Origin of the sequence: Fibrella rubiginis (assembly GCF_017353185.1) — a bacterium.
GTDB lineage: Bacteria > Bacteroidota > Bacteroidia > Cytophagales > Spirosomataceae > Fibrella > Fibrella rubiginis.
The window spans coordinates 361,595-387,291 of record NZ_JAFMYV010000001.1; the positions used below are offsets into that span (position 1 = coordinate 361,595).

Below are 25,697 nucleotides of genomic sequence, written 5' to 3' on the forward strand. Positions count from 1 at the left end.
CATGAATCGTACGCTTTACTGCATGGCCCTCTGTCTGCTGCCCATTTTTGCCTGGGCACAGGGTAGCCCCTTCACCCATGCCGACACCCTGCGCGGTAGCATCACGCCCGAACGCGCGTGGTGGGACCTGACGTATTACCATCTTCAGGTGCGGGTATTGCCCAACGACAGTGCCCTGGGCGGTAGCACCACCATGCAGTATACAGTGCTGAAACCCAGCCAGACGCTGCAGGTTGATCTGCAACGACCCCTGCGCGTGGTTAAAATAGAGCAGGATGGAAGGCTCTTAACGTTTCGGCAAGATGGCGACGCGTATTTTGTGACGCTCCAGAAACCGCAGCAAACCGGCCAATCGGAACGGCTGACGGTGTTTTACGAAGGCAAACCCCGTGTAGCCAAACGTCCACCCTGGGACGGTGGCCTGACCTGGGCACGCGATACTACCAAGCAGTGGTTTATTGCTACCTCCTGCCAAGGGTTAGGCGCCAGCGCCTGGTGGCCGTGCAAAGATCATATGTATGACGAACCCGACTCCATGCGCATCAGTGTCACCGTGCCCGACCCGCTCACAGACGTATCGAACGGGCAGTTGCAGCGGGTGGTCAACAACAACGACGGCACGCACACCTTCGACTGGCTGGTACGCAATCCGATCAACAACTACGGGGTCAATATCAACGCCGCCACCTATGTGCACTGGGCCGATGCCTACGCGGGCGAGAAGGGTAAACTGCCCCTGAATTTTTACGCCCTGCCTGAACACGAGGCGCTGGCACGGAAGCAGTTTGGGCAGGTGCCGCTCATGCTGAAGGCCTTTGAGCATTGGTTTGGGCCGTATCCGTTCTATGAGGATGGGTATAAGCTGGTGGAAACACCCTACCTCGGCATGGAACACCAAAGCTCGGTGACGTATGGCAACGGCTTCAAAAACGGCTATCGGGGGCGCGACCTGTCGGGCACGGGCTGGGGGTTGCTCTGGGATTTCATCATCGTGCATGAGTCGGGCCACGAATGGTTTGCCAACAACATTACCTACCGCGACGTGGCCGACATGTGGATTCACGAGAGCTTCACCAATTATTCGGAAAATCTGTTCGTGGAATACTATCATGGCAAGGCCGCCGGGGCGCAGTACGTAATTGGTTGCCGCAAGAACGTCCGCAACGACAGCCCGATTATCGGGACGTATGATGTAAACAAATCGGGGTCGGGTGATATGTATTACAAGGGAGGCAACATGCTCCACACCATCCGGCAACTCGTGGGCGACGATGAGCAGTGGCGGCAGATGCTACGCGGGCTGAACAGGACGTTTTACCATCAAACCGTTACCAGTCAACAGATTGAATCGTACCTGAGTGGGCAATCGGGCCGGAATCTGAAACCCATTTTCGACCAATATCTCCGCGATACGCGTATTCCGGTGCTGGAATACCGCATCCAGAAAAGTTCCATCCAGTACCGATGGGCCGACTGCGTGGCCGGTTTCGACATGCCCGTGCCGGTTTGCCTGGGCAATGCCGATGCGTATCAGACTCTGAAGCCCACTACCACCTGGCAGTCGTTTTCGGCGAAGGAAAAACCCACCAGCCTAAACGTAGACGCCGATTATTACGTCAACGTGCGGCAGCTGAAGTAGGGGAGGAGGAAATGCGTTAATATATGGCCCACGGTGTGTAGCGCGAAGCCAACTGAAAACTCTAAACAGAAAACTCTAAACTCCCACCCTTATGCAGACTATCCTCGGTGCCGGCGGGGCCATTGGCGTTGAACTGGCCAAAGCGCTTCCCCAATACACTACAGACACGATTCGGCTAGTGAGCCGCCATCCGAAAAAGGTAAATGACACTGACGCGCTGTTATCGGCAGACCTCAACAACTGGGATCAGGTGTCGAGAGCCGTGGCGGGCAGCGCTGTCACCTACCTGACTGTCGGCTACGATTACCACACCAAACTATGGCAGGAACGCTGGCCCGTGCTCATCAAAAACGTGGTTGAAGCCTGTATTCAGCATGAGAGTAAACTTGTCTTTTTCGACAATGTGTATGCTATCGGTGGTGACAATGTCCTGCACATCACGGAGTCGTCGCCCATAAGTCCGTCGAGCAAAAAGGGCGAAGTGCGGGCGGCGGTAGACCGGCATATTCTGGAGGCGGTGGAAGCCGGCAAGCTCGACGCCATTATTGCCCGTGCGCCTGATTTTTTCGGGCCAATCAAAGATAAAAGCCTGACCATGAACCTGATCTATGACAACATGGTGAAAGGCAAGAAAGCACAGTGGTTCTGCAACGCCGATAAACTACACTCTACCGGCTATACCCCCGACCTGGGTACTGGCACGGCTATACTGGGCAATACGCCCACGGCCTACAACCAAATCTGGAACCTTCCCGTTGACACCCACGCCCCCACCGGCCGGGAGTGGACCGCGCTGTTTGCTCACGAGCTTCAGAAGCCCAACGGTGTTCAGGTCCTGCCCGGATGGGGGATGTGGGCGCTCGGTTTGTTCGTACCCATTCTGAAAGAGATGCATGAGATGCGCTACCAATATGACCGCGACTATTTTTTCGATTCAGCGAAGTTCAGCAAAGCGTTTGGGTACACACCCACCACCAACGCCAAGGCCGTGAAGCAAACAGTTGCGGCATTGGGAGGCAGGTAGGGGTGTGGGAGTTAACGGCAAGTGTTTTCGGCTAAAGGGCGTATTGTATATCTCTGTATCTTGGCCAAGGTACATGCCTGCCCTTTTATGACCTGCCAGACCTGTGGTAACCCACATCAGGAGCATTTTTGCCCCAACTGCGGTGAGAAACGCCACGACCCACATAGCCTGTCGCTGAAACATGTGGTGGAAGAATCACTCGAAAGCTTCACTCATGCCGACCATAACCTGCTCCGAACGGTTCGGGCGGTACTGTTGCAGCCCGGAAAATTGCCCGCCGAGTACGTAGCAGGCCGACGGATACGGTACATGAAGCCGCTCGGATTTTTTCTGGTAGTTAACCTGGTATTTTTTCTGCTATCGTCTACAAACGTGTTCAATCAGCCGTTGAGCAGTTTCCTGACGTACTCGCCCTATATTGAATTCGGCACGAATAAAACGGTGAACCACCTGCTCACAGAACGGCACGAAACATTACTGACTTATACGCCTCGCTTTAATGCTGCCATGACGAGCAGTTCAAAAGGTTTTCTGGTACTGCTAATCCCATTGTACGCGCTTGTTTTTAGCTTAATTTTTGTCACTGCCCGGCGTACGTTTATTGAACACCTCCTTTTTGCGACCTACTTTATGGCTTTCATGCTGTTGTACATGCTGGTGGTAACGTTTCTTGTCGCTATGCCTATTCAGCACTTTATGGGTATCCAGGCCTGGGTCAGATACGGCGACGGGTTGGTATCGTTCATTATTCTGTTCGCATTAGCTATATACTTGTTTATTGCCTTCCGTCGATTTTATCGAACGGGTGTTGTATGGTCACTGCTGGCGGCAATGTTGAGCAGCGTCACACTGGCGGTACTTGTGTTTGCTTACCGAATGGTCCTGTTTTATAAAATTGTTTACGCAGGTCACTAGTGCTGAGGCGCACCAAACTCTGTTGAGTTTATAGATTTAGCGATCTGACGGTCAGCGGGTTAAGTTATAACGTGCTGCGAATTGCACCGTTTTGTGTGGCCGATTTCTTCCGTATCGTTGGCACAGCTACTTTATCTCCCGCTTCTTTCAGCCGATGATCCTACGCCCCCAGATAATCGGGTGGGTACACTTTCTGCCCATGTTTTTCGGCAATGGCCTGTATTCGTTTCATGTCATCCGGACCCATGGGTGGGGGTGGCAAAAACGTACCTGAGGCCACGGGCTGACCTATTTCCTGAAACATGGCCTCTAGCCCGGCGGGAACAACAACGCACCACAAATGGGCCACTTCGCCCGATTTATTTTTGAAGCGATGTACAATACCACCCAACGGAATATTGACGAATGCTCCTTTGCGGGCCACGTAGGTTTCGTGCTCTGTTTTTACTTCCACTTCGCCGTCCAAGACATAAAATGATTCCTGAAAATCGGGGTGCGCGTGAGGACCGGGGCCGCCGTTGGGTGGAACCAGCATGTCGATGACGGCATAGGCGCCGTCGGTTTGTTCACCCGTAATAACAAGGCGATACGTATCGCCCACAACCGATAGGTACTGGCCCTGTTCGGCACTGGTTGTAGTTAGTTTCTCCTGATCCATAATCATTGATTAATTAGGCCAATCGTAAAACAGATGTCATCTGCCAGGTAGCGGTAAAACATTTGTATACGGCTGAAGATGACTTTTTGCGACAATACCCGAATCTTACTGGGCACACCAACTGGCGTTTAGCTGTGGATTAATACCGATTGGATAACGCGGTAGGTGTTCTGGAAAGTAGGCTTTCAACTAGAACATCATGGCTTAACAATCCTATTATGCTCCGTCTGCCCCCAGTCTCGCTGCTTGCTGTGCTTCTACTATTGCTCCACTACCCTGTTCCGGCTCAGACCAGTACGGATAAAACCGACGCCAAGCTGACCCAAAAATTAACCGATGCCCTGCGGGGGTTCAAAGGCGATGCGGGCGTGTATGTGTTGAACCTGAAAACGGGTAAAACCGCGGCTATCAACGCCGACACGCTGTTTCCTACGGCCAGTACGGTCAAAATCCCGATTATGATTGGCCTTTTCGACCAGATTCAGAAAGGCAAAATTAGCTACGGGCAGGAGGTGGTCTATAGAGATTCCCTGCACTATGATGACGGCATTGTGGGATCGCTGAAAGACGGGGCCAAACTACCCTTGAGCGAAGTGGTCATGCTCATGGAAACCGTTTCCGACAATACGGGTAGCCTCTGGTGTCAGGCGCTGGCGGGTGGGGGCACAGCCATCAACGCCTGGCTCGATGCCAACGGCTTTCCGCAAACGCGGGTGAACTCGCGCACGCCGGGCCGACAGCCGTTTCAGAAACAATATGGCTGGGGCCAGACCACCCCCCGCGAACTGGCCAGCCTGCTCCACTACATCCGGCAGGGCAAGGCCGTTAGCCCCGACGCCAGCGACCGCATGTACCGCAACCTGTGCCGTCAGTATTGGGACGGTGACGGCCTGTCGCAGCTACCCGCCGAGGTGAAAGTGGCCTGCAAAAACGGGGCTGTCAACCAGTCACGGTCGGAGGTGGCGCTGGTGCATGCCCCGCACGGCGACTATGTGTACTGCGTAATGACGAAAAATCAGAAAGACGAAAGCTGGACCCGCGCCAACGAAGGCTTCGCCCTGCTCCGCACCGTAGCTGCCGTTCTCTGGCAACATTTCGAACCTAAATCCACCTTCAAACCCGTGGCGGGCTATGAAAAATGGTGGTAACCTTAAGGGGAGTTTCAGGTTTAATGTTTAATGTCTAAAGTTGCTTTGCGAACTACTGTATTGGGCGAAGCAACAGAAGACATTAAACATTAAACCTGGAACTCCCTTTTATGCCTATCGCCATTATGTGGCACCGGCGCGATTTGCGTCTGCACGACAATGCCGCCCTGTATTACGCCCTTAAGGCCGGACGGCCCGTGTTGCCCTTATTCATTTTCGATAAAGACATCCTCGACCACCTCGACGACAAACGCGACCGGCGGGTGGAGTTTATTTACAAATATGTGCTGAAGCTCCAGGACGAGCTTCAGCAGATGGGGTCGTCGCTCATTGTGCGGTATGGTCGGCCGCTGGAGGTGTTTCAGGATCTGGCAAAAGAATACGAGATCACCAACGTCTTCACCAACTACGATTACGAAACCTACGCCAAAGGCCGCGATGCCGAGGTAGCGGCGTTTTTGAAGACGGTTGGCGCGGGCTTTCATAGCTACAAAGACCAGACGTTGTTTGACCGTGACGAAGTACTCAGCGGCAGCGGCAAACCCTACACCGTCTTCGGACCGTATAGCCGAAACTGGCTTGGCAAGCTCGCCGACCCGTTTTACCTTAAATCGTACCCTACGGAGAAATACTTCGACCGGCTGGAAAAAACGCAGCCGCTACCCATGGTTACGTTAACGGATATGGGTTTCGAGGGCCTGGGTGAGAATTTCCCGAAACCCACCGTCGATGACGCGCTGCTGAAACAGTACCAGAAAATGCGCGACTACCCCGCCGAACGGGGTACGAGCGAGCTGGGTATTCACCTGCGGTTTGGCACCATCAGCATCCGCGATCTGGCCCGACAGGCGCAGGAAACCAGTCCCACGTTTTTGAGCGAACTGTGCTGGCGCGACTTCTATTTTCAGGTGCTCGACCATTTTCCGCACGTAGAGCAGCATGCGTTCCGGCGGGAATATGACAACATCAAATTCCTCAACCGCCCCGAAGACATCGAACGCTGGGAGCAGGGAATGACCGGCTACCCGCTGGTTGATGCGGGTATGCGGCAACTAAACGAAACTGGCTGGATGCACAACCGCGTGCGGATGGTGGTGGCTAGTTTCTGCATCAAACACCTCCTTATCGACTGGCGTATCGGCGAGGCGTATTTCGCCAAAAAACTCCGCGACTATGACCTGGCGGCCAATAACGGCGGCTGGCAGTGGGCGGCGGGTTCCGGCACCGATGCCGCCCCCTATTTCCGCGTGTTTAACCCCACGGCCCAGGCCGAAAAATTCGACCCTAAAGGCGAATACATCCGCCGCTGGGTGCCCGAATACAATAGCCTGGATTATCCTGCCCCCATCATCGACCACGCCTTCGCCCGGCAGCGTGTAGTGGAAATGTATAAGGAAGGGTTGAAGAAGGAAGATTAATGTAGAATGCATAATGTACAATGAATAATGGCTTCGCGCTGTAACAGACTGTTTGCGAAGCCATTATTCATTGTACATTATGCATTCTACATTAATCTTCTCCCTCCCGTGCAACGTTCCCTTCCCCACTGCGTCTTTGCTGCACTGATGATCTAAACCAATGGCCCCTAACCCGGCAACCGGCAGTGTAGCGGCTGGCGAGGAAATGGCCGAACCCCGCTTGGCACCTATACTGCCTCTGGACCCTGTTCCTGAACTCGTTGCGCGGTGCCTGCTTGGCGACCGGCGGGCGCAGTATGACCTGTATAAACGCTATGCCAAAGCCATGTATAACGTTTGCAAACGGATTGTGGGGCATGATGCCGAAGCTGAAGATGTGTTGCAGGATGCCTTTATCGACGCCTTTGGCAACCTGCACCGCTTCCGGGGCGACAGCACGTTTGGAGCCTGGCTTAAGCAGATTGTGGTAAACCGGGCGGTAGGTTGCCTCCGGGCACGACGGCTACCCCTGGTATCAACAGAAGTGCTTGACAATGAATCGGTTGATCGGGCCGATGATGTGTTGGGTATCGACGAAGAGCAGGTGCAGTATGATGTAGAACAAGTTCGGCAAGCGGTGGCCCGCCTGCCCGATGGCTACCGCGTGGTGCTGACGCTTTATCTGTTTGAAGGCTATGACCATGACGAAATTGGCCAGATCCTCAACATCAGCGAATCAACGTCCCGGTCGCAATACCTGCGGGCGAAACGGAAATTAATTAGCGTAATTAATGAGTAGCCCCCTGGCCTCCGAAGGGGAAACCTGCTTACGCAAGCAGCTTCCTCCTTTGGGGGCTACGGGCTACTAATCCAACAATGTCTCTCGAAAACTTCATACGCGAACACCGCGACGAATTTGATCAGGATGCCCCTACCGATGCTGTCTGGCAACGGCTGGCTGCGCAGTTACCGGGATCACCAACGGTTGATCGTACGGCCGAAACCGTCAAACCTACGCTGGGAAGGCCCTTTTTGGCTGTACAAAAAAGTAACAGCATAGCCGGGCGGTGGTGGGCGGTGGCGGCTTCGGTAGCGTTGCTGCTGGGCGTGTTGTGGTGGGTAAATGCCCGTTATGACCTGGCCGAACAGCCCGAAGTGGTGGCCGTTAGCCCCACCTACGCCAAAGAGGTGGCCCAGTATGCCAGCATGATCGACGATAAACGGGCCGAACTACAGCAGCTTACGCAGAGCAACCCGGCCCTGTATCAGCAGTTTGCCAATGATCTTGACCGTCTCGAAGCCAGCTATTCGAGCCTGAAAAAAGACCTGCCCGAAACGCCCAACCAGGAGATACTGATCCAGGCTATGATCCAGAACCTGCAACTTCAGATCGACCTGCTCAACGAGCAATTGCGTGTTATCCAGCGCATGAAACAACAAAACACCACCCATGAAACGGTTTAGCCTTTCCCTCATCAGCGGTTGTCTGCTGTCCGCAACCAGCCCAATCGGCCTGGCCCAAACGCTCGATTCGCTCATCTTCACTAACCAGACGGGAGGTATGACCATCCGACCGGCGCGGGTTGAGCGCTGGACGCCCCAGCCCGACGACCGTACCGAACTGCACCGAACCATTGTGAAATCATACACCGTCACGGCAAAAGATGCCCTCTCGGTAGACAATCACTTCGGCGACGTGACCGTGACGCTGTGGGAACGCAACGAAATGCGCGTCGAGGTGGCCGTTACGTCCTCGTCTGACAAGCCCGAACGCGCCCGCAAAGTGCTGGACGCCGTAACTATTGATGAGCAACGCAAAGACGACACCTTCAGCTTCAAAACGATTATTGCCGACGGCTTCGACGGGGGCTGGAAAAAAGGCGACCGGCAGAACTACCTGCGGGTCGACTATCGTATTTCTATGCCGAAAGCCAACCGCCTGGCCATTAAAAACAGCTTTGGCAACACCACTATTCCTAATTTCTGGGCGCCGCTTTCGCTGTCATCGAAATTTGGGAATGTTTACGGCGCCGATTTTAATAACCCCAACACCCGCATTCAGGCCGAATTTGGCAATGTCTCTATCCGCGATATTCAGAACGGCACGCTCACCATGTCGTTTGGTGATATCGACATCAATTCGGGCAACGTATTGTCTATTGTGCAGGATTATGGCAAGCTGAAAATTGGTGAAACCAACCAGGTCGATGCCCGGATGAGCTACGCCGATGCCAGCATTGGGCTGATTCGGCAGTCGGCCAAACTACGTCTGAACTACGCCCGGCGGTTTTTGCTGGGGCAGGTGGGCGCGTCGGCTAACAAAATTGACGTAGAAGCCAATTACTCAACGGTGGCCATGCCCGTGCAGAACGAGTCGAACGGCAACTTCGATATTACCGTTACGCACGGGGGCTTTAGTTATCCCAACCTGCCCTCGTTTCGGCTCACCACGCCACCTTCGCCGCCAAGCCTGCCCCGCCGCCCCAGTCAAACCCGTCAGTATATTGGGCAATTTGGCACGGGTGGGGGGCCTCACATACGGGTGGTGGCAACCTATGGCGACGTTCGGTTCAAATAAAAGTTGGTCCTTTCCGAGTGAACCGATAGGGTTTGGTGTAGGGTAAATTTATCTTTGTAGCAGACTCAAAGTTGTGTGTTGGTTTGTCTGTTTGTGGGTTTGTTGGTCCTTGTAATTACAGACAAACTCACAAACAGACAGATCAGCATATACCTGTTACACCCAAACACGTGGCTTTAATTAAATCGATTTCCGGTATCCGGGGTACTATTGGCGGACAGAGTGGTGAGGGATTGACCCCGCTTGATGTAGTGAAATTTACGGCCGCGTTTGGTCAGTGGCTGCTGTCGCGGCAATCCCAGAAAAGCGGTCCGCATACCGTGGTTATCGGGCGCGACGGGCGGCTATCGGGACCGATGGTCTCACAACTGGTGGCTGCCACGCTTCAGGGCCTGGGTATCAATGTGCTCGATCTGGGCCTCTCAACAACGCCCACCGTTGAACTGGCCGTACCCGGCGAAAACGCTATTGGCGGCATTATTCTCACCGCGAGCCACAACCCCATTCAGTGGAATGCCCTGAAACTGCTGGCCGAAACCGGCGAATTTATTTCGGCCGACGACGGGGCTGCCGTACTCGACATTGCTGAGCGCGAGGCGTTTACCTTTGCCGATGTGCGCAAGCTGGGCCAGTATCGCACGGATGATACCTGGCTGCAAAAACACGTTGACGCCGTAGTGGCGCTTCCCCTGGTTAATCGTGACGCCATTGCCAACCGCAACTTCCGCGTGGTGGTCGACGCCGTCAACTCAACCGGAGGCATTGTGGTGCCCATGTTGCTGGAAGCCCTCGGTGTTGAGCAGATCACCAAGCTACACTGCAACCCCACCGGCAACTTCGCCCACAACCCCGAACCCCTGCCCGAAAACCTCACCGATATTCTGGCCGTTACCAAGCGCGACGACCAGGACCTCGGCATTGTGGTTGATCCCGACGTAGACCGGCTGGCCCTCATCTGCGAAGACGGCTCACCGTTTGGTGAAGAGTACACGCTGGTGGCCGTGGCTGATTATGTGCTCAAGCAAAGCCCTGGCACCAACAAAAACACCGTCTCCAACCTGTCGAGCACCGTGGCCCTGCGCGACATAACCCAGAAACACGGCGGTCAGTATTTTGCCTCGGCGGTGGGCGAAGTAAACGTGGTCGAGATGATGAAAGCCCAAAACGCGCTCATTGGAGGCGAAGGAAACGGCGGCATCATCTTCCCTGAACTGCACTATGGCCGCGATGCGCTCGTAGGTATTGCCCTATTCCTGAGTCACTTGGCTACCTTCGGTAAGTCGGCCTCTATCCTGCGCCGGACGTACCCCAGCTATTATATTTCCAAGAATAAGATTGAGCTAACGCCCAATATCGACGTAGACGCAGTGCTGGAGGGTATCCGGGCGAAGTATGCCAAAAACCCTGTCAACACCATTGATGGTGTGAAAATCGAGTTCGACAAGGAATGGGTTCACCTACGCAAATCGAACACCGAACCGATCATCCGTATCTACTGCGAGTCAGACACCCTCTCCACCGCCGATTACCTGGCCAACAAAATCATCTCCGATATTCGGGAAGTGATCGCTGATAAAAAATAACAGTTAAGTTCAACGTTTAAAGTCCAATGTCTGAAGTTGCTCCGCACGAGTATTGCGGACGCGAAGCAACTTTAAACATTGGACTTTAAACGTTGACCCCCTTTCTCCCATGACCCCAACAACCACTGCCCCTTCCACTGCCTCCGTAGGCCATCCGCCGGGGCTTTATGTGCTGTTTTTCACCGAAATGTGGGAACGGTTTAGCTACTATGGCATGCGGGCTATCCTGCTGGCTTTTCTGATCGACAATGTGAGTGGTGGCATGGGACTTTCCGTTGCCGAAGGCGCCGCTATTTACGGCATCTACACTTCATCGGTCTACCTGCTCTCGCTCCCCGGCGGTTGGATTGCCGACAATGTTCTGGGCCAGCGCAAGTCTATTTTCTTAGGCGGCATCGTCATCATGATAGGCCATATTGTGCTGGCCGTCCCCGGCGGCACCAGTCTATTCTACATTGGTCTGCTGATCGTGTCGCTGGGTACGGGCTTGCTCAAGCCCAACATCAGCACCCTTGTGGGGGAACTGTACCCGGAGGGGGGGGCTCGTAAAGACGCTGCTTTCTCTATATTCTATATGGGTATTAACCTCGGCTCATTGCTGGGCATCACCATTGTAGGGTATCTGGGGCAAAAGGTAGGCTGGCACTATGGCTTTGGGGCCGCCGCAGTGGGCATGGGTCTCGGTATCATTACCTTTCGCCTGGCCGGGCAAAAATACCTCAGTCATCTGGGCAACGTACCCGAAGCCGTTGTGGCCACTACTGCCAAATCGACAAGCAACAATGGTCCTATTCTGGCCTTCCTGGCCGTTATGGTCGTTGTATTGGGAGCGCTACAGCTAACCGGCGTTATTGACCTGACCACCGCACAGGGGCTAGCCAAAGGCATGGGGACTATTATTTCCATGATTGCGCTGGGCTACTTCCTGTTTATTCTGCTGGCAGGCGGGCTCGATACCGTCGAGAAAAAACGGGTATCCGTTCTGTTTATCTTCTTTTTGGGAGCCGCCCTCTATTGGGCGGGTAATGAGCAGCAAGGCTCTTCGCTGCAAATCTTTGCTGACCGGTATACCGATCTGGTTTTCTTTGGCTGGCAAATTCCGTCAAGCTGGTTCCAAAACCTCAACCCCGCCTTTATTCTGCTCTTCTCGCCGGTGCTGGCTTCGCTCTGGATTTTTCTGGCTAATCGGAAAATCAACTACCCGGTTCCGGCCAAATTTGCCACCTCGCTGCTGCTGGTAGGGCTGGCGTATGTGATTATGGTGATAGCGGCTAAAATAGCCCTTACCGGTACCCGTACGTCACCCCTGTTTCTGACGGGTACGTACCTGTTTTTCACCCTCGGCGAACTCTTTTTAAGCCCCGTGGGCCTGAGCGCCTTCTCCAAACTGGCTCCCAAACGCTACACCAGCCAGCTCATGGGCCTTTGGTTTGTAGGCTCGTCATTAGGTAATCTCGTCGCGGGCCTGTTTGCGGGCGGTTTCGACGAAAAAAACGTGTCTCAAATGCCCGTACTCTTTCAGAACGTGGCCTTGGTGCTACTGGGCGGTGGGGCATTGCTACTCCTGTTTGTTCGCCCTCTGAAGCGCTGGATGGGCGGCATCGAGTAACCTAGAACAGCTATCCCTAAAAAAGCGGGCGGTTAACTCTTGTACAAGAGTTAACCGCCCGCTTTTTTAGGGATAGCCAAAGCAATCGTGGATCCAACCCAATAACGCTACATACTATACGTATGAAGAAAAACGCAGGATGGCTTACACAAAATGCCGACCAATTTCTTTGATCTGCAATAAGAGGGGCATTACGGCTTTGCCTCGCTCAGACAGCCGGTACTCCACGCGGGGGGGGACTTCATTGAATGATTCTTTCTCCAGCACCCCCAGCACAACCAGCGCCTTCAGTTCCTGAATAAGTACCTTCTCACTTACATCGGGTAGAAGCCGACGAAGTTCACTGTAACGGCGGGTCTTTTCGGCCAGGTGCAGCAGGATGAACAAACGCCACTTTCCGCAAACAACTTCTAACGCTTTTTTTATTAGTAGCCGATCTTCGTCGACCATCAACTCGGGCTGTTTTATTCCGTTCATTGTAACGACACGCCACTAACCTTGTGGTTTGTAACTGACTGATTTGTAAGTGATTAACCGACTTTGCAAAGGTAATAGTTGTTCCTAAACATTCACATTTATTAATAGATGTTACCGATAGACAAACCCATTAAAAAGTGGTTATATCACTCACCTTTACACGCTGTTTATACTGATAAAAAAGTACGTAAACGACTATCTGATAGGTCACTAACTTACCCGGTAGCTAACTGGTCATCCTACTTTTTCGTCACCCTAATTTGAGTAAACGGTTAGCCACAACAGATCAACATCTATTACTGTACGAATTTAGCAGGAAAAATATTTCAATACAATACTATTCCTATTGTAGTTGTATACTATGATACATCATCCAGCCTCCCGTTGAACTCAGACAGAATCTCTGTAGTTTAATTTCGTAAACTCACATCAGTCGGCCTACCTTGATCAAAACGGTACTTGTGATTGCCGGACCAACTGCGGTTGGCAAAACGGCATTGAGCGTAGACCTGGCTCAGCGCTTTCAAACCGAGATTATCTCGGCCGATTCGCGGCAGCTATACCAAGAGATGACCATTGGCACTGCCAAACCAACCGTGGCCGAGATGGCGGGGGTGCGGCATCACTTCATCGATTCTCACTCAATTCATGCACCCATTAGTGCGGGCCAGTACGAACGCGAAGTGCTGACCGTTATTGATGGGCTTTTTCAGGATCGTGACCTGCTGATTTTGAGTGGAGGTACCGGGCTGTATGTCAATGCCGTATTACACGGACTTGATGATATGCCGGAAGGTGATCCTGCCCTGCGCCAGCGCCTGCAACAGCAGTTTGAACAGAACGGAATTACGGCCCTGCAAGAGCAATTGCTGGCCCTTGATCCCGCCTTTGCGCAGTTGATGGATCTGAACAATACCCAGCGGGTGATGCGGGCGCTGGAGGTATGCCTAACCACAGGTCGGCCCTATTCGTCGTTTCGGCAACGCAAGCGGGTAGATCGGCCGTTTCGCACTATACTCATTGGCCTGGACCGCCCCCGCGACGAACTTTATGCCCGCATTGATAGGCGGGTGGAGTCCATGCTGGCAGCGGGTTTGGTCAGTGAAGTACAAACCTTGTTGCCCTACAGGCATACCGCTGCCCTGCAAACAGTGGGTTACAAGGAGGTTTTTGGCTACCTGGATGGCGCCTATGACTACGCGGCAATGGTTGAACTGCTCAAGCGCAATACCCGCCGCTACGCCAAACGCCAACTTACCTGGTTTCGCCACCAAAACGAATTCCAGTGGTTTCACCCGGATGAGGTGGAAGGCATTTTGAAAGTAATGATGAGTGATGAATGATGAATTTGCTTTCGCCAGAATAATACGTTGGCGGAAGCAAATTCATCATTCATCACTCATCATTTATCACTGCCTATATGCCAGCATGCCGCCCACCAGGTTGCGGACGTTGTTGAAGCCGTTTTCTTCCAGAAACTGCTGGGCACGGGCTGAACGGGCACCCGACCGGCAGTGCACGATCACTTCCTCATCCTGCAGGCCGTCGAGATCGTCGACACGGTAAGGCAATTCGCCAAGGGGAATGAGCATGCCGCCAATGTTGTCCTCAGCGTATTCATTGGGTTCGCGCACGTCGATGAGGTGAAGGTTTTCGCCTTTTTCGAGGCGTTCGCGGAGTTCCTGTACGGTAATATCCATGAGTTAGGGATTGATTTAGTGTTAATGTCTGATCAGCAATTTCGACGTTCGGGGTGGCCCCTGCGGATCGGTAAACCGAAGCAGGTAAAACCCGTCGGGTAGCTGCCCAAGGTCGGCACGGGTTTGCCCTGTTGTCAATGGCATGGATAGCACGGGTCGGCCTACTACGTCGAGCACATCGAGTTGCGTGGCGGTGGTGGCGGGCCAGTTGACGGTGCTATTGGTTGGATTGGGAAACACTGAAAGAGGCAATACGGGTTCGGTGGCGGTAATAACCGCGCTGGGTCCGTTGTTCATTAGAGGCCGGATCATCAACGCCCCATCCCGATCGGGCGACACGTCCCAGCTATTGCCAAGATTAATATAAATCTGGTTCCGGAAAGGACTGTTTCGGTCGAAACCAACCGGAATAGGCGGGTCATCAAGTTGCGAGAAGGCCACATAAAACGTGTCGCGCACATCGACCGGGTAATCAAACCGGTAGTCGACAAAGCCATTGCGGGCGGCGGCGTAGGTCAGCGAAAAGCTTTTTTGAGCAACGGGACGAGGCGCAGGTACCCCATTTCCGGTGTCGTTATATATCCCGAATACTACTTGCTGACCAGTCTGGTCACGACGGGTGGGGACAATGTTGATGCGTATGCCTGTTACGGCGTCGGGCAGGTTATTCACAAACCGTACGGCTACCCGTGCCAGCCGCTGATTGATCTGCTTCACCACTTCGGCGCTGCCATCATCATAGGCATAGTAATTGTCCAGCACCGTCACTCCCGAAATGGTATCATTCTGGCGCAGGTCTACGCCAGGCAGCGAATTGTTCTGATTGTCGGTCGTGGTCACATTGAATGTAGACCTCAGCACGGCCTTTGCGCCAAGGCCCGCTGGCACCGTTGGCCGTCCTGCTTTATTCTGCCGACCCAGCGCCTGAACCAGCGTGGCCGTGGGCGACAGCACGTTTTGCAGTTCCCGCCCGCTCGTCTCGTCGCGAAGAAGATACCGGAACGTGGTGAAGTTGAAGTCGTTGAACAGGTTGTTGATATCCGTTGCTACCGAATCGGCTAGTTCGGCGGTGGCTTTAGCCTGAAACTGACGCATCGGCATGGCGGTATACCGACGAAGCAGCGGCGTAACCGGCTGACGAACAGCTATATCGCGAATGTATTTATCGAAGGCTGAGCGCCCTTTGTTCAGGTATACGTAATCGATATGCCACTCATCAAAGGCACCAGACTGCCTTCCTCTGCTCACAAAGCGAAACTGGGCATTGGCATGGAACAAAGCTGGATCGTCGACTCTTACAAAACTCTGGTTGAAATTTGGGTTGTAATAAGCCGTGCTATCCAGTTTGTATACCTGTAGTTTTCTGCCGTACGCAGCGCTGTCAGCCTTATAGGCTGGGTTGTTTGCTTTCTGCGGCTCGAGTGGATGGACTGGCAGTGATTTAGCCCAAAGAGTGAGCCAGGTGCCACCAGCCGTTTTGAACGCCAGCGACAAAGAGTCATTTTCATCGGGGGCTTCGCCCAAACCCTTACGCTGCCAGTAGAAGCTGATATAGACCGAGTCGCGCGCCGAAAGCCCGGCCATATTCACTGGCAAGGACATCAGCGTGTCGGTGCCGCCCTCGGCGTTTTCGTTGTTTAGTGCATACGGAAACCCATCGGCCCGCAGCCCGTCGAAGGTGGCGACGTTAACAGTGGGGTGATTGACGGTCAGCGTGTTGTTGATGTAGACGCCACTGCCCGGTGCCCAGCGTGTAGGTGAGGCCGTTTGGGCAGACGTAGAGAAATCGTCGAAGAAAGGGAGTGGCAGCGTTTGCCCAATGACCATTTGTCCTAAAAACAGCCATAAAGTGCCCAGCAGGGCCACGAATCTACTGCGCATCAGCATTGGCATCAATAGGCCCTACTACCCAGATATCGACCGACTGCCCCAGCCGGATGCGTTCATCGGCGCGGGGTTTTTGTTTAATCACCGTACCTACTTCCTGTTCCGGATCATCGACAGGTACGCGCACCCCTACCCGCAGGCCCGAACCCCGGATAGCCGCCACGGCTTCTTCGAAGTTCATGTTGGTCACGTCGGGCGTGGGGAAATACACTTTGCCTTCGCCATCGCCTACCACCAGGTCAACGGTAGTGCCTTTAGCTACGGGGGTTCCTGGTGCCAGTTCCTTGCCGTTGACAAGTTGCTTCAGCACTTTGTTCTTTCCCAGATCGGGTTCGTACGTCAACTCACCCAGCACCAGCCCCAGCGCCCGCAACTGTAGTTCGGCCGTGCGCGACGTCTGGTCAATCAGGTTGGGCATGGGCATGGTTGGTGCCATGCGCTTGATGATGGTGAGGTATATTTTGCGGCCCTCCTTTACGTTAGACCCTGGTTGCGGGTACTGCGCAAAAACCGTTAGCGGCACGCCCCCCGACACAAAGGTGCAGTCGCTGACTTCGTAGCGCAGGTCGCGGTCATCTAGGTAATTTTCCAACTCGTCTAAACTCATGTGCTTTAGATCCGGTACCGTGATGGTTTGGCCGTGGTTTGTCGAGTATGGCAGATAGCCGAAAAAGAAGACCAGCACCAATACCACCGTCAGTGCCAGAATGATGCCAATATGCAGAAGAAGGTCGGTGCGGGAACGGGTACTCAGTTTCGTCATTCGGCAAAAATAGAAGGAAGTCTTTTGTTTATAGTCTTCTGTTGGCTTGCGTAAGCAATCCTCCCGCGCAAGCTAACAGAAGACGGAAGACAGTAAACAGAAGTCTACTTATATGCTGCCAGCATCTTCTTGATATATTTCCCCACAACGTCGAACTCCAGATTAACGACGTCGCCGGGCTGTAAATTGCGAAAGGTGGTGTGCTCGTAGGTGTAGGGGATGATGGTGACGCGAAACCCCGTGTCGTGCGAATCGAAAACGGTCAGGCTCACGCCGTTGATACAAATCGACCCTTTTTCAACCGTGATATTGCCCACGGCGGGGTCATATTCGAAATCGTACAGCCAGCTTCCATTCAGATCCTGTACGGCCACACACGTCCCCGTCTGGTCGACGTGACCCTGCACAATGTGCCCATCGAAACGTCCCGTAGCGGGCATACACCGCTCCAGATTTACGATGTTGCCAACGGCTAGCTGACCCAGATTGGTTTTCTTGAGGGTTTCGTCTACCGCCGTAACGCTGTAGTCGTGGTCGGAAACGGCTGTCACGGTGAGACATACGCCGTTGTGGCTCACGCTCTGGTCGATGGTTAATTCGTGCGCAATTGGTGCTTCGATGTGGAACGTAAGGTTGGTTCCCTCGGCGTCGATGGCCACCACCCGGCCCGTCGTTTCAACAATACCCGTAAACATGTATTTGGTCAATTTTGGCTATTGCAGGGGAACAGCCACAGGCAGCGAATGATTCGGGGACTGAATTGGTGCGTTACCGAAAAACAGTCAAAGTCCCCGAAAGCAGGGGTTCGTTGGGACCGGTTTTGATCTGGTAGAGATACACGCCCGGCTCAACCACTTCCTGCTGATAGCGACCATCCCAGACGGCGTTGCTGCCCGTTCCCTGGTAAACTAGATTCCCCCAGCGGTTATAGACCGACACCTCACAGTCGGGAAAACTTTCGCTGTTGATAGGTCGCCATTGTTCGTTTTCGCCATCGCCGTTGGGCGAAAAAGCAGTAGGAATATACAACCGTTCGAACACCTGCACCGCAACACGGGCCGTGGCCTGACAGCCAGACGCGGTTTGTGCCTGTACCGTATATGTGGTCGATTCGCCTGACCGATACAGCGGTGCGGGTATAGCCGGGTCGTCGAGGTATAGCGCGGGCGACCAACGGACGGAAGCATTGGCCATGCTGGGTTGTAACTGAAGCCGAACGGCGTCGTTGCGCTGCACCCGATGCGTCAGGGCGCCGTCCAGCCGTAGGGGTGGCGTTACGTGCACCCAACGGACAACCGAATTCTGGCAGCCATTGCCGTCTGTGACCGTGTAGCGTACTGGCTGGACGCCCTCTCCGGCGGCGGTGGGGTCGAACCGCGACCCTATGACCCCCTTGCCCGACCAGACACCCGTGGCGGGAGTGCCCCTAAGCGGAATGCCTGAACTGCCAACACAAACCGGAGTGATGGAGTCGGCAGCCACGGCGGGCAGGGGTGCCGTCTGCACCTGAACGGGTGAGGAAGCAATCTCGCTGGCGCAGTTAACCACCGACCGCCGCACCACCGTATACCGCCCAGGGTTAGCCACGGTGAGCGAGGGGGCGGTTTCTCCGGCCAGATTGACCCCGTCCTGTTGCCACTGATAAGCCCACAGAGGGCTGGCATCAGCGGCCAGAGAGAGTGAAGCACCCGCGCAGATGGTACCGGTTTGAGCAGGTTTTCCGTTTAGCGTAATGACAGGCGCAGGTGGCGTGTTGATAGGACAATCGACTACCGACAGGAGGAAATCGCGGCGGATGGTTCCGATTTTCTGCCCGGCCCGGTACTCGTCGCATTGCACGGCAAAGAGAAAGTAGCCCGTCATGGACGGTTTCACCGTCAACTGCCCCGTTTTGGCATCTACCTGCAGCGCGGGCGAACCCGGAATGGCGTTGGTCGGCCCAAAGCCGGGTGACCAGGTAATGAACGGGTAGCTTGACCGCGGTGTGCCTGTGCCATAAACAAACGTGGCGTCGGTATAACCCTGGTAGGGTGTTACCAGCGAGTAACGCAGTTCGTCGCCGTCAGCGTCGGTAGCACTATACGCTGTTGTAAACAACTTGTTCAGGCAAAGGTAGTTACCCCCCGGTGTGCTGAACACTGGCGACGAATTAACCACGGCAACGCCACCACGTACCAGCGGCGGGAACTCCAGATAAAACACCAGCCCTACATCTGTCGACTTGCTTACGTTGGTGATGGCCTTGTCGCGGCAGCAGCGTTCAAAAACAAGGGTATAGCCATCCGGGTCATTATATTCACCCACATTGAGTTGTACGTCTGTGTCGAAGGTGTCGTTGAACGTACTGAGGTTTTGTGCTTTGGCACAGGCCGCATTTTCGTAACTAATGCTTTCCCGTTTACGGAAATTAAGAATGAAACTATCCATCAGGATAGGATTCTTTTTCCGAAAAATATAGACTGTGGCTGAGTAGTCACGGTTGGATGCATTCACATGCGCCCCGTCGACAAACTGGTTGAGCTGAATGCGGTAATTACCCCCTTTCCCCAAATAACGCATGGTCAGCTCGCCCCCGAAAACATGGTCGGAATACCCGGCCAGCGGTAGGCACAGCAGTAGCAATACGTACAGGATTTGTCTCATAGCAGCCCCAAAATGCTGGCGCGGGTAGTTGCCTACTACTCTGCCACAGGTAAACAGGTGAAACAGGCTATGATGCGGCCGGTATATCGGAGGCTGTACCGCACCATAGTGATTGTTTCAGCGATAGTTATTTATCACATATGTTATGACGGATATTTCTGAATCGGTCATATAAGTACTCAGTGGTAAAGTAGTTATTTTTCTGCATAATGTCTCTGTGACCGGAAAATCAGCGGGAGACCATTGGCTGGCGTATACTGGCTGGCGGTAGGGCGGTATTGGGTAGTGCAGTTCGGTGCCCACCCCGTGTTGGTGCAGGTAGGCACGAAAATCATCACGACGGGGATGACATACCACAAACAAATGCCAGGCGTCGTCATCAATGGTATTGGCGGGGGGAAGCACCAAATCATCGCATTGCAACTCAGCCAGATACCGACGGGCCAACGCACGCCGATGGTCATTCTCCGCGTCCAGAAAAGGCAGTTTCGCCGATAACACAGCCGCCTGGATTTCGTCTAGACGACTGTTATGACCCGGCACCTCGTTGATATATTTCTGGCTCGACCCGTAGTTGCGCCACTGCCGTAGCTGAGCAGCCAGCTGGTCATCATTGGTGGTAATCGCGCCGGCATCGCCCAGGGCACCTAAATTTTTTGTGGGGTAAAAACTAAACCCAGCCGCATGGCCCAAACTGCCCGCCCGCTGCCCCTGTTGGGTGGCCCCGTGAGCCTGGGCGGCGTCTTCCAGAATAAGCAGTTTGTGCTGGTCTGCCAACGCACGCAACGGAGCCATGGGCGTGCAACGTCCGTAGAGATGAACAGGCAGGATAACGCGGGTACGGGGGGTAATGGCGGCGGCCACCCGGTCAGCGTCGAGCAGGTAAGTAGCCGGGTCAGGATCAACCAATACCGGTGTCAATCCCGCCTGACTAATAGCCAGTACTGAGGCAACGTAAGCGTTAGCCTGCGTGATGACTTCGCTGCCCGGCGGCAGATTCCAGGCTTTCAGGGTCAGCGTGAGTGCCTCCAGTCCGTTAGCCACGCCGATGCAGTGTTTCACGCCAACATAAGCGGCAAAGGCTTCCTCAAACGTCTGCACCGCCGAACCCAGCACATACCAGCCCGACCGCGCTACGGCCTGCATAGCTGCCTCGATGCGGGCCATGTGGGGGGCATTAACGCGTGACAGGTCCAGAAAGGGAATCATGCCAGTGCCAGCTTGGCTGTTTCGGGAAAAGCCGGGTACGGTTCGTAGATATAGTCGGCGGGGTCATAGACTGTATTCGAAACCACCAGCAGCACGGCATCGGGGCTAAATTGGTCCATTACGCGCCAGTCCTGAGGTTCCAGCACCAGGCATTCATCGGGATGTTGCAGCCTGATGATCTGCTCTTCGCTACCGTTGCTGATCGTGAGGCGGCAATGACCGGCCACGCAGATCAATGCGTGCCAGGCCGTATGGTGGCGATGCCCGCCGCGTGGTTCAGTACCGGCTCCGTGGATGTAGAATACCCGCTTTATATCGCCGGGCAGCACGTTGTCATAGAGCGTCAGGTTGCCCGCCGAAGCCGTATGAGTCGTTAGTTTTAGGAGGTTAGCCATTTTACAGGTCAACGTGTCGTTACGGTAATTTAAGCCTGCAAGATAAGGCCCCACACAACGATGGGCGTCGTAATTTTGCGCCAGCCTTCCCAACCACCCCGCCGCATCATGCGCAACAATCCCATTCTCTGGATTATCCTGGCTATCATTGGCATTGGTCTCGTCTGGCTGTTTCTGCTGCCTAGCCAAACCACCGAAACAGTCGTAGACCCGGCCGCCTACCAAACCGAACTCGCCGCCGCACGCCGCAAAAAAGACGATTTCATGCGCACCAGCGCCGATTCGCCCATTTCCGACAAAGCCTCATTCCGCGGGCTGGCTTATTTTCCTGCTGACCTGTCGTTTCGGGTGCAGGCCAAACTCGAGCCGTTTCCCGAAGACAAGCGGGAAAAACTGGTTATCAGGATGACCGATGGCTCGGAAGAGGTGTACGAAAAATACGGTCACGCCAACTTTACCCTGGCCGGAAAACCATGCCGACTGTTGCTGCTCACCTACCAGAAATCACTGACGGTACTTTTTCAGGATGCCACCGCAGGCCACGAATCGTATGGCGGTGGCCGCTATCTCGATATTGAACCGAACGCGGTGAAAGACAACACCGTAACCCTCGATTTCAACGCCGCCTATAATCCCTACTGTGCCTACAACCCCACCTACGCCTGCCCCCTGCCTCCACCCGAAAACAAACTCGACGTGGCGGTGCGGGCCGGGGAGCGGTATGTGGCGCATGACTGAGCGATTGAGCGACCAGGCTATTCGCTCAGTCACTCAATCGCTCATTCACTCGTTATTTTTGTACATTAAAGCTGACACATGAACATTTCCTATAATTGGCTTGCTCAGTTTATCGACGTTGACCAGACGCCCGACGAGCTAAGTAAGCTGTTGACCGGTACCGGCCTTGAAGTAGACGGTATCGAAACCGTTGAGGCCGTGCCGGGCGGGCTTGCAGGCGTGGTTATTGGCACTGTATTGACCTGTCAGCGTCATCCCGACGCCGATAAACTGAGCCTTACCACCGTCGACGTTGGGGACGATCAGCCTTTGAACATCGTATGTGGTGCCCCCAACGTGGCTGCCGGGCAACGCGTGGTGGTAGCCACCGTGGGCGCGACACTCTACCCAACCAACGGTGAACCGCTACAGATCAAAAAGGCAAAAATTCGTGGTGCCGCGTCGGAAGGTATGATCTGCGCTGAGGACGAAATTGGCCTGGGGCAGTCGCACGCAGGCATTATGGTGCTCACCACCGACGTACCCAACGGCACGCCCGCCGCCCGCTTTTTCCAGCTCGAAGCCGACCACCGGATCGAGATTGGCCTCACGCCCAACCGCGCCGATGCCGCTTCGCACCTTGGCGTGGCCCGCGACCTCCGCGCCGTGTTGGGCAAGCCCGTGCAATGGCCGTCCACAGAGGCGTTCCAGGTTCATTCCACGGACTTTACGCTCGACGTTCGGGTGGAAGACGCGGAAGCTTGTCCGCACTATACGGGTCTGACCATGAGTGGGTTAACCGTGAAGGAGTCGCCGGACTGGCTGAAGAAACGGCTGCTCAGCATTGGTCTTACGCCCATTAACAACGTGGTCGACGTAACGAACTACGTACTTCACGGCCTGGGTCAACCCATGCACGCTTTCGACGCCGATGCCATTACGTCGGGGGCCGTGGTAGTGAAATCACTGCCTGCCGGAACGCCCTTTGTCACCCTCGACGGTACTGAGCGCAAACTGACCGCCACCGACCTGATGATCTGCAACGGCGATGGCACGGAGGGCATGTGTATTGGGGGGGTGTTCGGTGGAAAAACGTCGGGCGTATCGGAGAAGACCACGCGGATTTTTCTGGAATGTGCCTATTTCTCGCCCGCGTCGATCCGGAAAACGGCTCAGCATCACGGCCTGAAAACCGACGCGTCGTTTCGCTATGAGCGCGGCACTGACCCCAACATGCCGCCCTTCGCGCTGAAATATGCCGCCCTGCTGATTGGGGAAGTGGCAGGTGGCACCGTCACGTCTGACCTGGTGGATCTGTACCCTAACCCCATTGAGGATTTCCGGGTGGCAGTTTCGTACAAAAACGTCAATCGGCTCATCGGCATCCAGATAGATTACGAACGCATACACGACATTCTCCATGCGCTCGACATTCAAACCGTCGATCTGACCGAAAATGGCTTCACCGCGCTCGTACCGCCCTATCGCGTTGATGTAACGCGCGAAGCCGACGTGGTAGAAGAGATTCTGCGCATCTACGGCCTCGACAACGTGCCCTTGTCTGACCATCTCGCCGCCGACACCCTGTCGGACTTCCCGGTGGTAGACGCCAATCAGTTGCAGACCCGCGTGGGGCAGTTGCTGGCCGCCAATGGTTTCGTGGAAACGATGTCGCTGTCCATGACCCGTCCGGCCTACCACGATGCCCTGCGGCCCTCGTTGCCGCTTGCCGATGTGCGGCTGCTGAACCCATTGAGCGAAGAGCTTTCCGTGATGCGGCAATCGCTGTTGTTTTCGGTGATCGACGCACTAGTGTACAACCTCAACCGCCGTCAGCGTGACCTGCGCCTGTTTGAGTTTGGCACCACCTACGGCCGCCAGGCTGCCACCGACGGCAAAGCTGGCAAATACGTCGAAAGCCCCCGTTTGGCCCTCGCGCTGGTAGGTGACAAGACCGCCGAAACCTGGCAGCATAAACCACAACCGGTTGACTTCCATGATCTTATGGCAGCTGTAGGGCAAGTATTGTCGGTGATGCGGGTGCAGCCAACGGGTCAGCAACCCGCCGACAGCACGATCTTTCAGTATGGGTTGACGTATACGCTTAATCAAAAGCCGGTTGTCACCTTTGGGTTAGTACAGCCAAAATTGGCTAAGTTAGCTGATGCAAAGCAGCCGGTTTACTACGCTGATTTCGATTGGAAAGCACTGCTGAAACAGTACCGTGCCGGTCTTTCTTACACTGAAGTACCCCGTTTCCCCGACGTGCGCCGCGATCTGTCGCTGGTGATCGATAAGGGCGTCACTTTTGAACAAATTAATCGACTTGCGCGCCAAACGGAACGAAAATTGTTACAGCGTTTAACTGTATTTGATGTGTTTGAAGGACCACAGTTGGGTGCCGACAAGAAAGCCTACGCCGTGAGCTTTACCTTGCAGGACCCCACCCAAACCCTGACCGACACCGTAATTGACAAAACCATGCAACGTCTCATCACCGCCTTCGAGCGCGAACTGGGAGCGACAATTCGAAAATAGGTTTACCGTTTGCTGTTTATTGTCTTCTGTTGGCTGACGCAAGAGTGTAGACGCGTCAGCCAACAGAAGACAATAAACAGCAAACGGTAAACTCCCTTGTAAATGGCCTCTGAATCGCAGATTTTCGTTTTACTGGATCACCTCGAACATAAAGTCTACGACTTGTCGATACTGGCTGCTGAACAGCAGCAGCGTATCGCGCAGTTAGAGAGCGAAGTGTCGCGGCTTCAGGAAACAAACCGCGAGCAGGAGCGGCAGTTGAGGCAGCCTAAAAAGGGAGCTGAGGCAGCGGCCGTGATGCCTAAATCAAAAGATTTTGTTAATCTTGTAAGTAGCAGCCTCCCAGATGCGGTTGCCCGTGAAGCAGTAAAGCACCAACTCGATGAGTACATCCGCGACCTTGACCGTTGCATTGCTCACCTGAGTACCTTGTCATAATACCTACACGACATACGAAGTAAGCGTACCATATGGACGACCGACTTTCCATACACGTCAAAATTGCTGACCGTGACTACACGTTCAAATCGTTGCCAGAAGAGGAAACTTTCCTGCGCGATGCCGTGAAGCTCATCCGCGACCGCATCGACGTGCACCGGGGCCGGGGCGTGCGCGACACACAGGACATTTTGGCGCTGGTGGCGCTGGATTGTTTAGTGGCGAGTCTGAAAACAGAAGATCAGGCCCGACGGACTCAAAAACGGATTTATGACAAAGTGTCCCAGATAGACCAAATTGCTACGTCGCCTCCGGCGTAATGTACTGGCAATCTATCTGGTTTTATTGTTGGGCAATGCGTGTTGGCAAGAGGGTGCAT

The 25,697-nt window shown here is 54.4% G+C and carries 24 protein-coding genes; 15 read left to right on the forward strand and 9 right to left on the reverse strand.

All coding sequences use genetic code 11. From position 1 onward, the window contains the following. Window position 1: 1 nt before the first annotated feature. The 3 genes from J2I47_RS01405 (at window position 2) to J2I47_RS01415 (ending at window position 3,578) form a co-directional block, all read left to right on the forward strand. Window positions 2-1,639: a M1 family metallopeptidase gene (locus J2I47_RS01405; RefSeq protein ID WP_207362758.1), complete on the forward strand. Its 1,638-nt coding sequence runs from the start codon at window positions 2-4 to the stop codon at window positions 1,637-1,639. 91 nt (window positions 1,640-1,730) lie between these two features. Continuing rightward, window positions 1,731-2,663 carry an NAD-dependent epimerase/dehydratase family protein gene (locus J2I47_RS01410; RefSeq protein ID WP_207362759.1) on the forward strand — a complete coding sequence of 311 codons (933 nt, stop codon included), beginning with the start codon at window positions 1,731-1,733 and terminating at the stop codon, window positions 2,661-2,663. An 87-nt stretch (window positions 2,664-2,750) separates the two neighbouring features. After that, the gene (locus tag J2I47_RS01415; RefSeq protein ID WP_207362760.1) at window positions 2,751-3,578 is read left to right on the forward strand and encodes a DUF3667 domain-containing protein; all 828 of its coding nucleotides are present in this window, start codon (window positions 2,751-2,753) and stop codon (window positions 3,576-3,578) included. Between the two features lie 160 nt (window positions 3,579-3,738). On the opposite strand, the gene J2I47_RS01420 is transcribed toward J2I47_RS01415, so the two are convergent. Then, window positions 3,739-4,236, reverse strand: a complete 498-nt coding sequence (locus tag J2I47_RS01420) for a cupin domain-containing protein (protein WP_207362761.1) — start codon at window positions 4,234-4,236, stop codon at window positions 3,739-3,741. 218 nt (window positions 4,237-4,454) lie between these two features. Here J2I47_RS01420 and J2I47_RS01425 point away from each other — a divergent pair, with 218 nt between their 5' ends. The 7 genes from J2I47_RS01425 (at window position 4,455) to J2I47_RS01455 (ending at window position 12,551) form a co-directional block, all read left to right on the forward strand. Then, entirely contained in the window at window positions 4,455-5,384 is a 930-nt protein-coding gene (locus tag J2I47_RS01425) for a serine hydrolase (RefSeq protein WP_207362762.1), read from the forward strand. 110 nt (window positions 5,385-5,494) lie between these two features. Further along, window positions 5,495-6,802 (forward strand): cryptochrome/photolyase family protein, encoded by a 1,308-nt coding sequence (locus J2I47_RS01430; RefSeq protein ID WP_207362763.1) that lies wholly within the window; start codon window positions 5,495-5,497, stop codon window positions 6,800-6,802. Between the two features lie 205 nt (window positions 6,803-7,007). After that, window positions 7,008-7,580, forward strand: coding sequence for an RNA polymerase sigma factor (locus tag J2I47_RS01435; protein ID WP_207363168.1), 573 nt, complete (start codon window positions 7,008-7,010; stop codon window positions 7,578-7,580). A gap of 77 nt (window positions 7,581-7,657) precedes the next feature. Continuing rightward, window positions 7,658-8,245 carry a hypothetical protein gene (locus J2I47_RS01440; protein ID WP_207362764.1) on the forward strand — a complete coding sequence of 196 codons (588 nt, stop codon included), beginning with the start codon at window positions 7,658-7,660 and terminating at the stop codon, window positions 8,243-8,245. After that, window positions 8,232-9,359 (forward strand): DUF4097 family beta strand repeat-containing protein, encoded by a 1,128-nt coding sequence (locus tag J2I47_RS01445; protein WP_207362765.1) that lies wholly within the window; start codon window positions 8,232-8,234, stop codon window positions 9,357-9,359. Before J2I47_RS01440 ends, J2I47_RS01445 begins: the two co-directional genes overlap by 14 nt. A gap of 170 nt (window positions 9,360-9,529) precedes the next feature. Further along, entirely contained in the window at window positions 9,530-10,942 is a 1,413-nt protein-coding gene (gene glmM / locus J2I47_RS01450; protein WP_207362766.1) for a phosphoglucosamine mutase, read from the forward strand. A 109-nt stretch (window positions 10,943-11,051) separates the two neighbouring features. Beyond that, the gene (locus J2I47_RS01455) at window positions 11,052-12,551 is read left to right on the forward strand and encodes a peptide MFS transporter (RefSeq protein ID WP_207362767.1); all 1,500 of its coding nucleotides are present in this window, start codon (window positions 11,052-11,054) and stop codon (window positions 12,549-12,551) included. A gap of 144 nt (window positions 12,552-12,695) precedes the next feature. On the opposite strand, the gene J2I47_RS01460 is transcribed toward J2I47_RS01455, so the two are convergent. Further along, window positions 12,696-13,028 (reverse strand): winged helix-turn-helix transcriptional regulator, encoded by a 333-nt coding sequence (locus tag J2I47_RS01460; RefSeq protein ID WP_207362768.1) that lies wholly within the window; start codon window positions 13,026-13,028, stop codon window positions 12,696-12,698. 446 nt (window positions 13,029-13,474) lie between these two features. Here J2I47_RS01460 and miaA point away from each other — a divergent pair, with 446 nt between their 5' ends. Next, window positions 13,475-14,371 carry a tRNA (adenosine(37)-N6)-dimethylallyltransferase MiaA gene (gene miaA, locus J2I47_RS01465; RefSeq protein ID WP_207363169.1) on the forward strand — a complete coding sequence of 299 codons (897 nt, stop codon included), beginning with the start codon at window positions 13,475-13,477 and terminating at the stop codon, window positions 14,369-14,371. Between the two features lie 66 nt (window positions 14,372-14,437). Here the strand turns inward: miaA and J2I47_RS01470 are convergent, their stop codons facing one another. The 7 genes from J2I47_RS01470 to J2I47_RS01500 form a co-directional block, all read right to left on the reverse strand. Then, a complete protein-coding gene (locus tag J2I47_RS01470) occupies window positions 14,438-14,728 on the reverse strand; it encodes a rhodanese-like domain-containing protein (protein ID WP_207362769.1) in 291 nt (96 codons plus the stop codon). 21 nt (window positions 14,729-14,749) lie between these two features. Then, the gene (locus J2I47_RS01475; RefSeq protein WP_207362770.1) at window positions 14,750-16,609 is read right to left on the reverse strand and encodes a T9SS type A sorting domain-containing protein; all 1,860 of its coding nucleotides are present in this window, start codon (window positions 16,607-16,609) and stop codon (window positions 14,750-14,752) included. Continuing rightward, window positions 16,599-17,378 carry a PASTA domain-containing protein gene (locus J2I47_RS01480; RefSeq protein WP_207362771.1) on the reverse strand — a complete coding sequence of 260 codons (780 nt, stop codon included), beginning with the start codon at window positions 17,376-17,378 and terminating at the stop codon, window positions 16,599-16,601. The genes J2I47_RS01475 and J2I47_RS01480 overlap by 11 nt, the downstream gene beginning before the upstream one ends. A gap of 104 nt (window positions 17,379-17,482) precedes the next feature. Then, entirely contained in the window at window positions 17,483-18,073 is a 591-nt protein-coding gene (locus J2I47_RS01485) for a riboflavin synthase (protein WP_207363170.1), read from the reverse strand. Between the two features lie 73 nt (window positions 18,074-18,146). Continuing rightward, entirely contained in the window at window positions 18,147-20,021 is a 1,875-nt protein-coding gene (locus J2I47_RS01490; RefSeq protein WP_207362772.1) for a T9SS type B sorting domain-containing protein, read from the reverse strand. Between the two features lie 117 nt (window positions 20,022-20,138). Further along, the gene (locus tag J2I47_RS01495; RefSeq protein ID WP_207362773.1) at window positions 20,139-21,230 is read right to left on the reverse strand and encodes a DegT/DnrJ/EryC1/StrS family aminotransferase; all 1,092 of its coding nucleotides are present in this window, start codon (window positions 21,228-21,230) and stop codon (window positions 20,139-20,141) included. Continuing rightward, a complete protein-coding gene (locus tag J2I47_RS01500; RefSeq protein WP_207362774.1) occupies window positions 21,227-21,625 on the reverse strand; it encodes a sugar 3,4-ketoisomerase in 399 nt (132 codons plus the stop codon). The genes J2I47_RS01495 and J2I47_RS01500 overlap by 4 nt, the downstream gene beginning before the upstream one ends. Before the next feature lie 108 nt (window positions 21,626-21,733). Between J2I47_RS01500 and J2I47_RS01505 the strand changes: the two genes are divergently transcribed. The 4 genes from J2I47_RS01505 to J2I47_RS01520 all read left to right on the forward strand — a co-directional run bounded on the left by J2I47_RS01505 (window position 21,734) and on the right by J2I47_RS01520 (window position 25,638). Continuing rightward, window positions 21,734-22,363 (forward strand): DUF1684 domain-containing protein, encoded by a 630-nt coding sequence (locus J2I47_RS01505; RefSeq protein ID WP_207362775.1) that lies wholly within the window; start codon window positions 21,734-21,736, stop codon window positions 22,361-22,363. Between the two features lie 78 nt (window positions 22,364-22,441). Continuing rightward, complete coding sequence (gene pheT, locus J2I47_RS01510; protein ID WP_207362776.1) at window positions 22,442-24,880, forward strand: phenylalanine--tRNA ligase subunit beta; 2,439 nt, start codon at window positions 22,442-22,444, stop codon at window positions 24,878-24,880. A 102-nt stretch (window positions 24,881-24,982) separates the two neighbouring features. Next, entirely contained in the window at window positions 24,983-25,318 is a 336-nt protein-coding gene (locus tag J2I47_RS01515; protein WP_207362777.1) for a hypothetical protein, read from the forward strand. Between the two features lie 32 nt (window positions 25,319-25,350). Continuing rightward, window positions 25,351-25,638 carry a cell division protein ZapA gene (locus J2I47_RS01520; protein ID WP_207362778.1) on the forward strand — a complete coding sequence of 96 codons (288 nt, stop codon included), beginning with the start codon at window positions 25,351-25,353 and terminating at the stop codon, window positions 25,636-25,638. The last annotated feature ends 59 nt before the right edge of the window (window positions 25,639-25,697 follow it).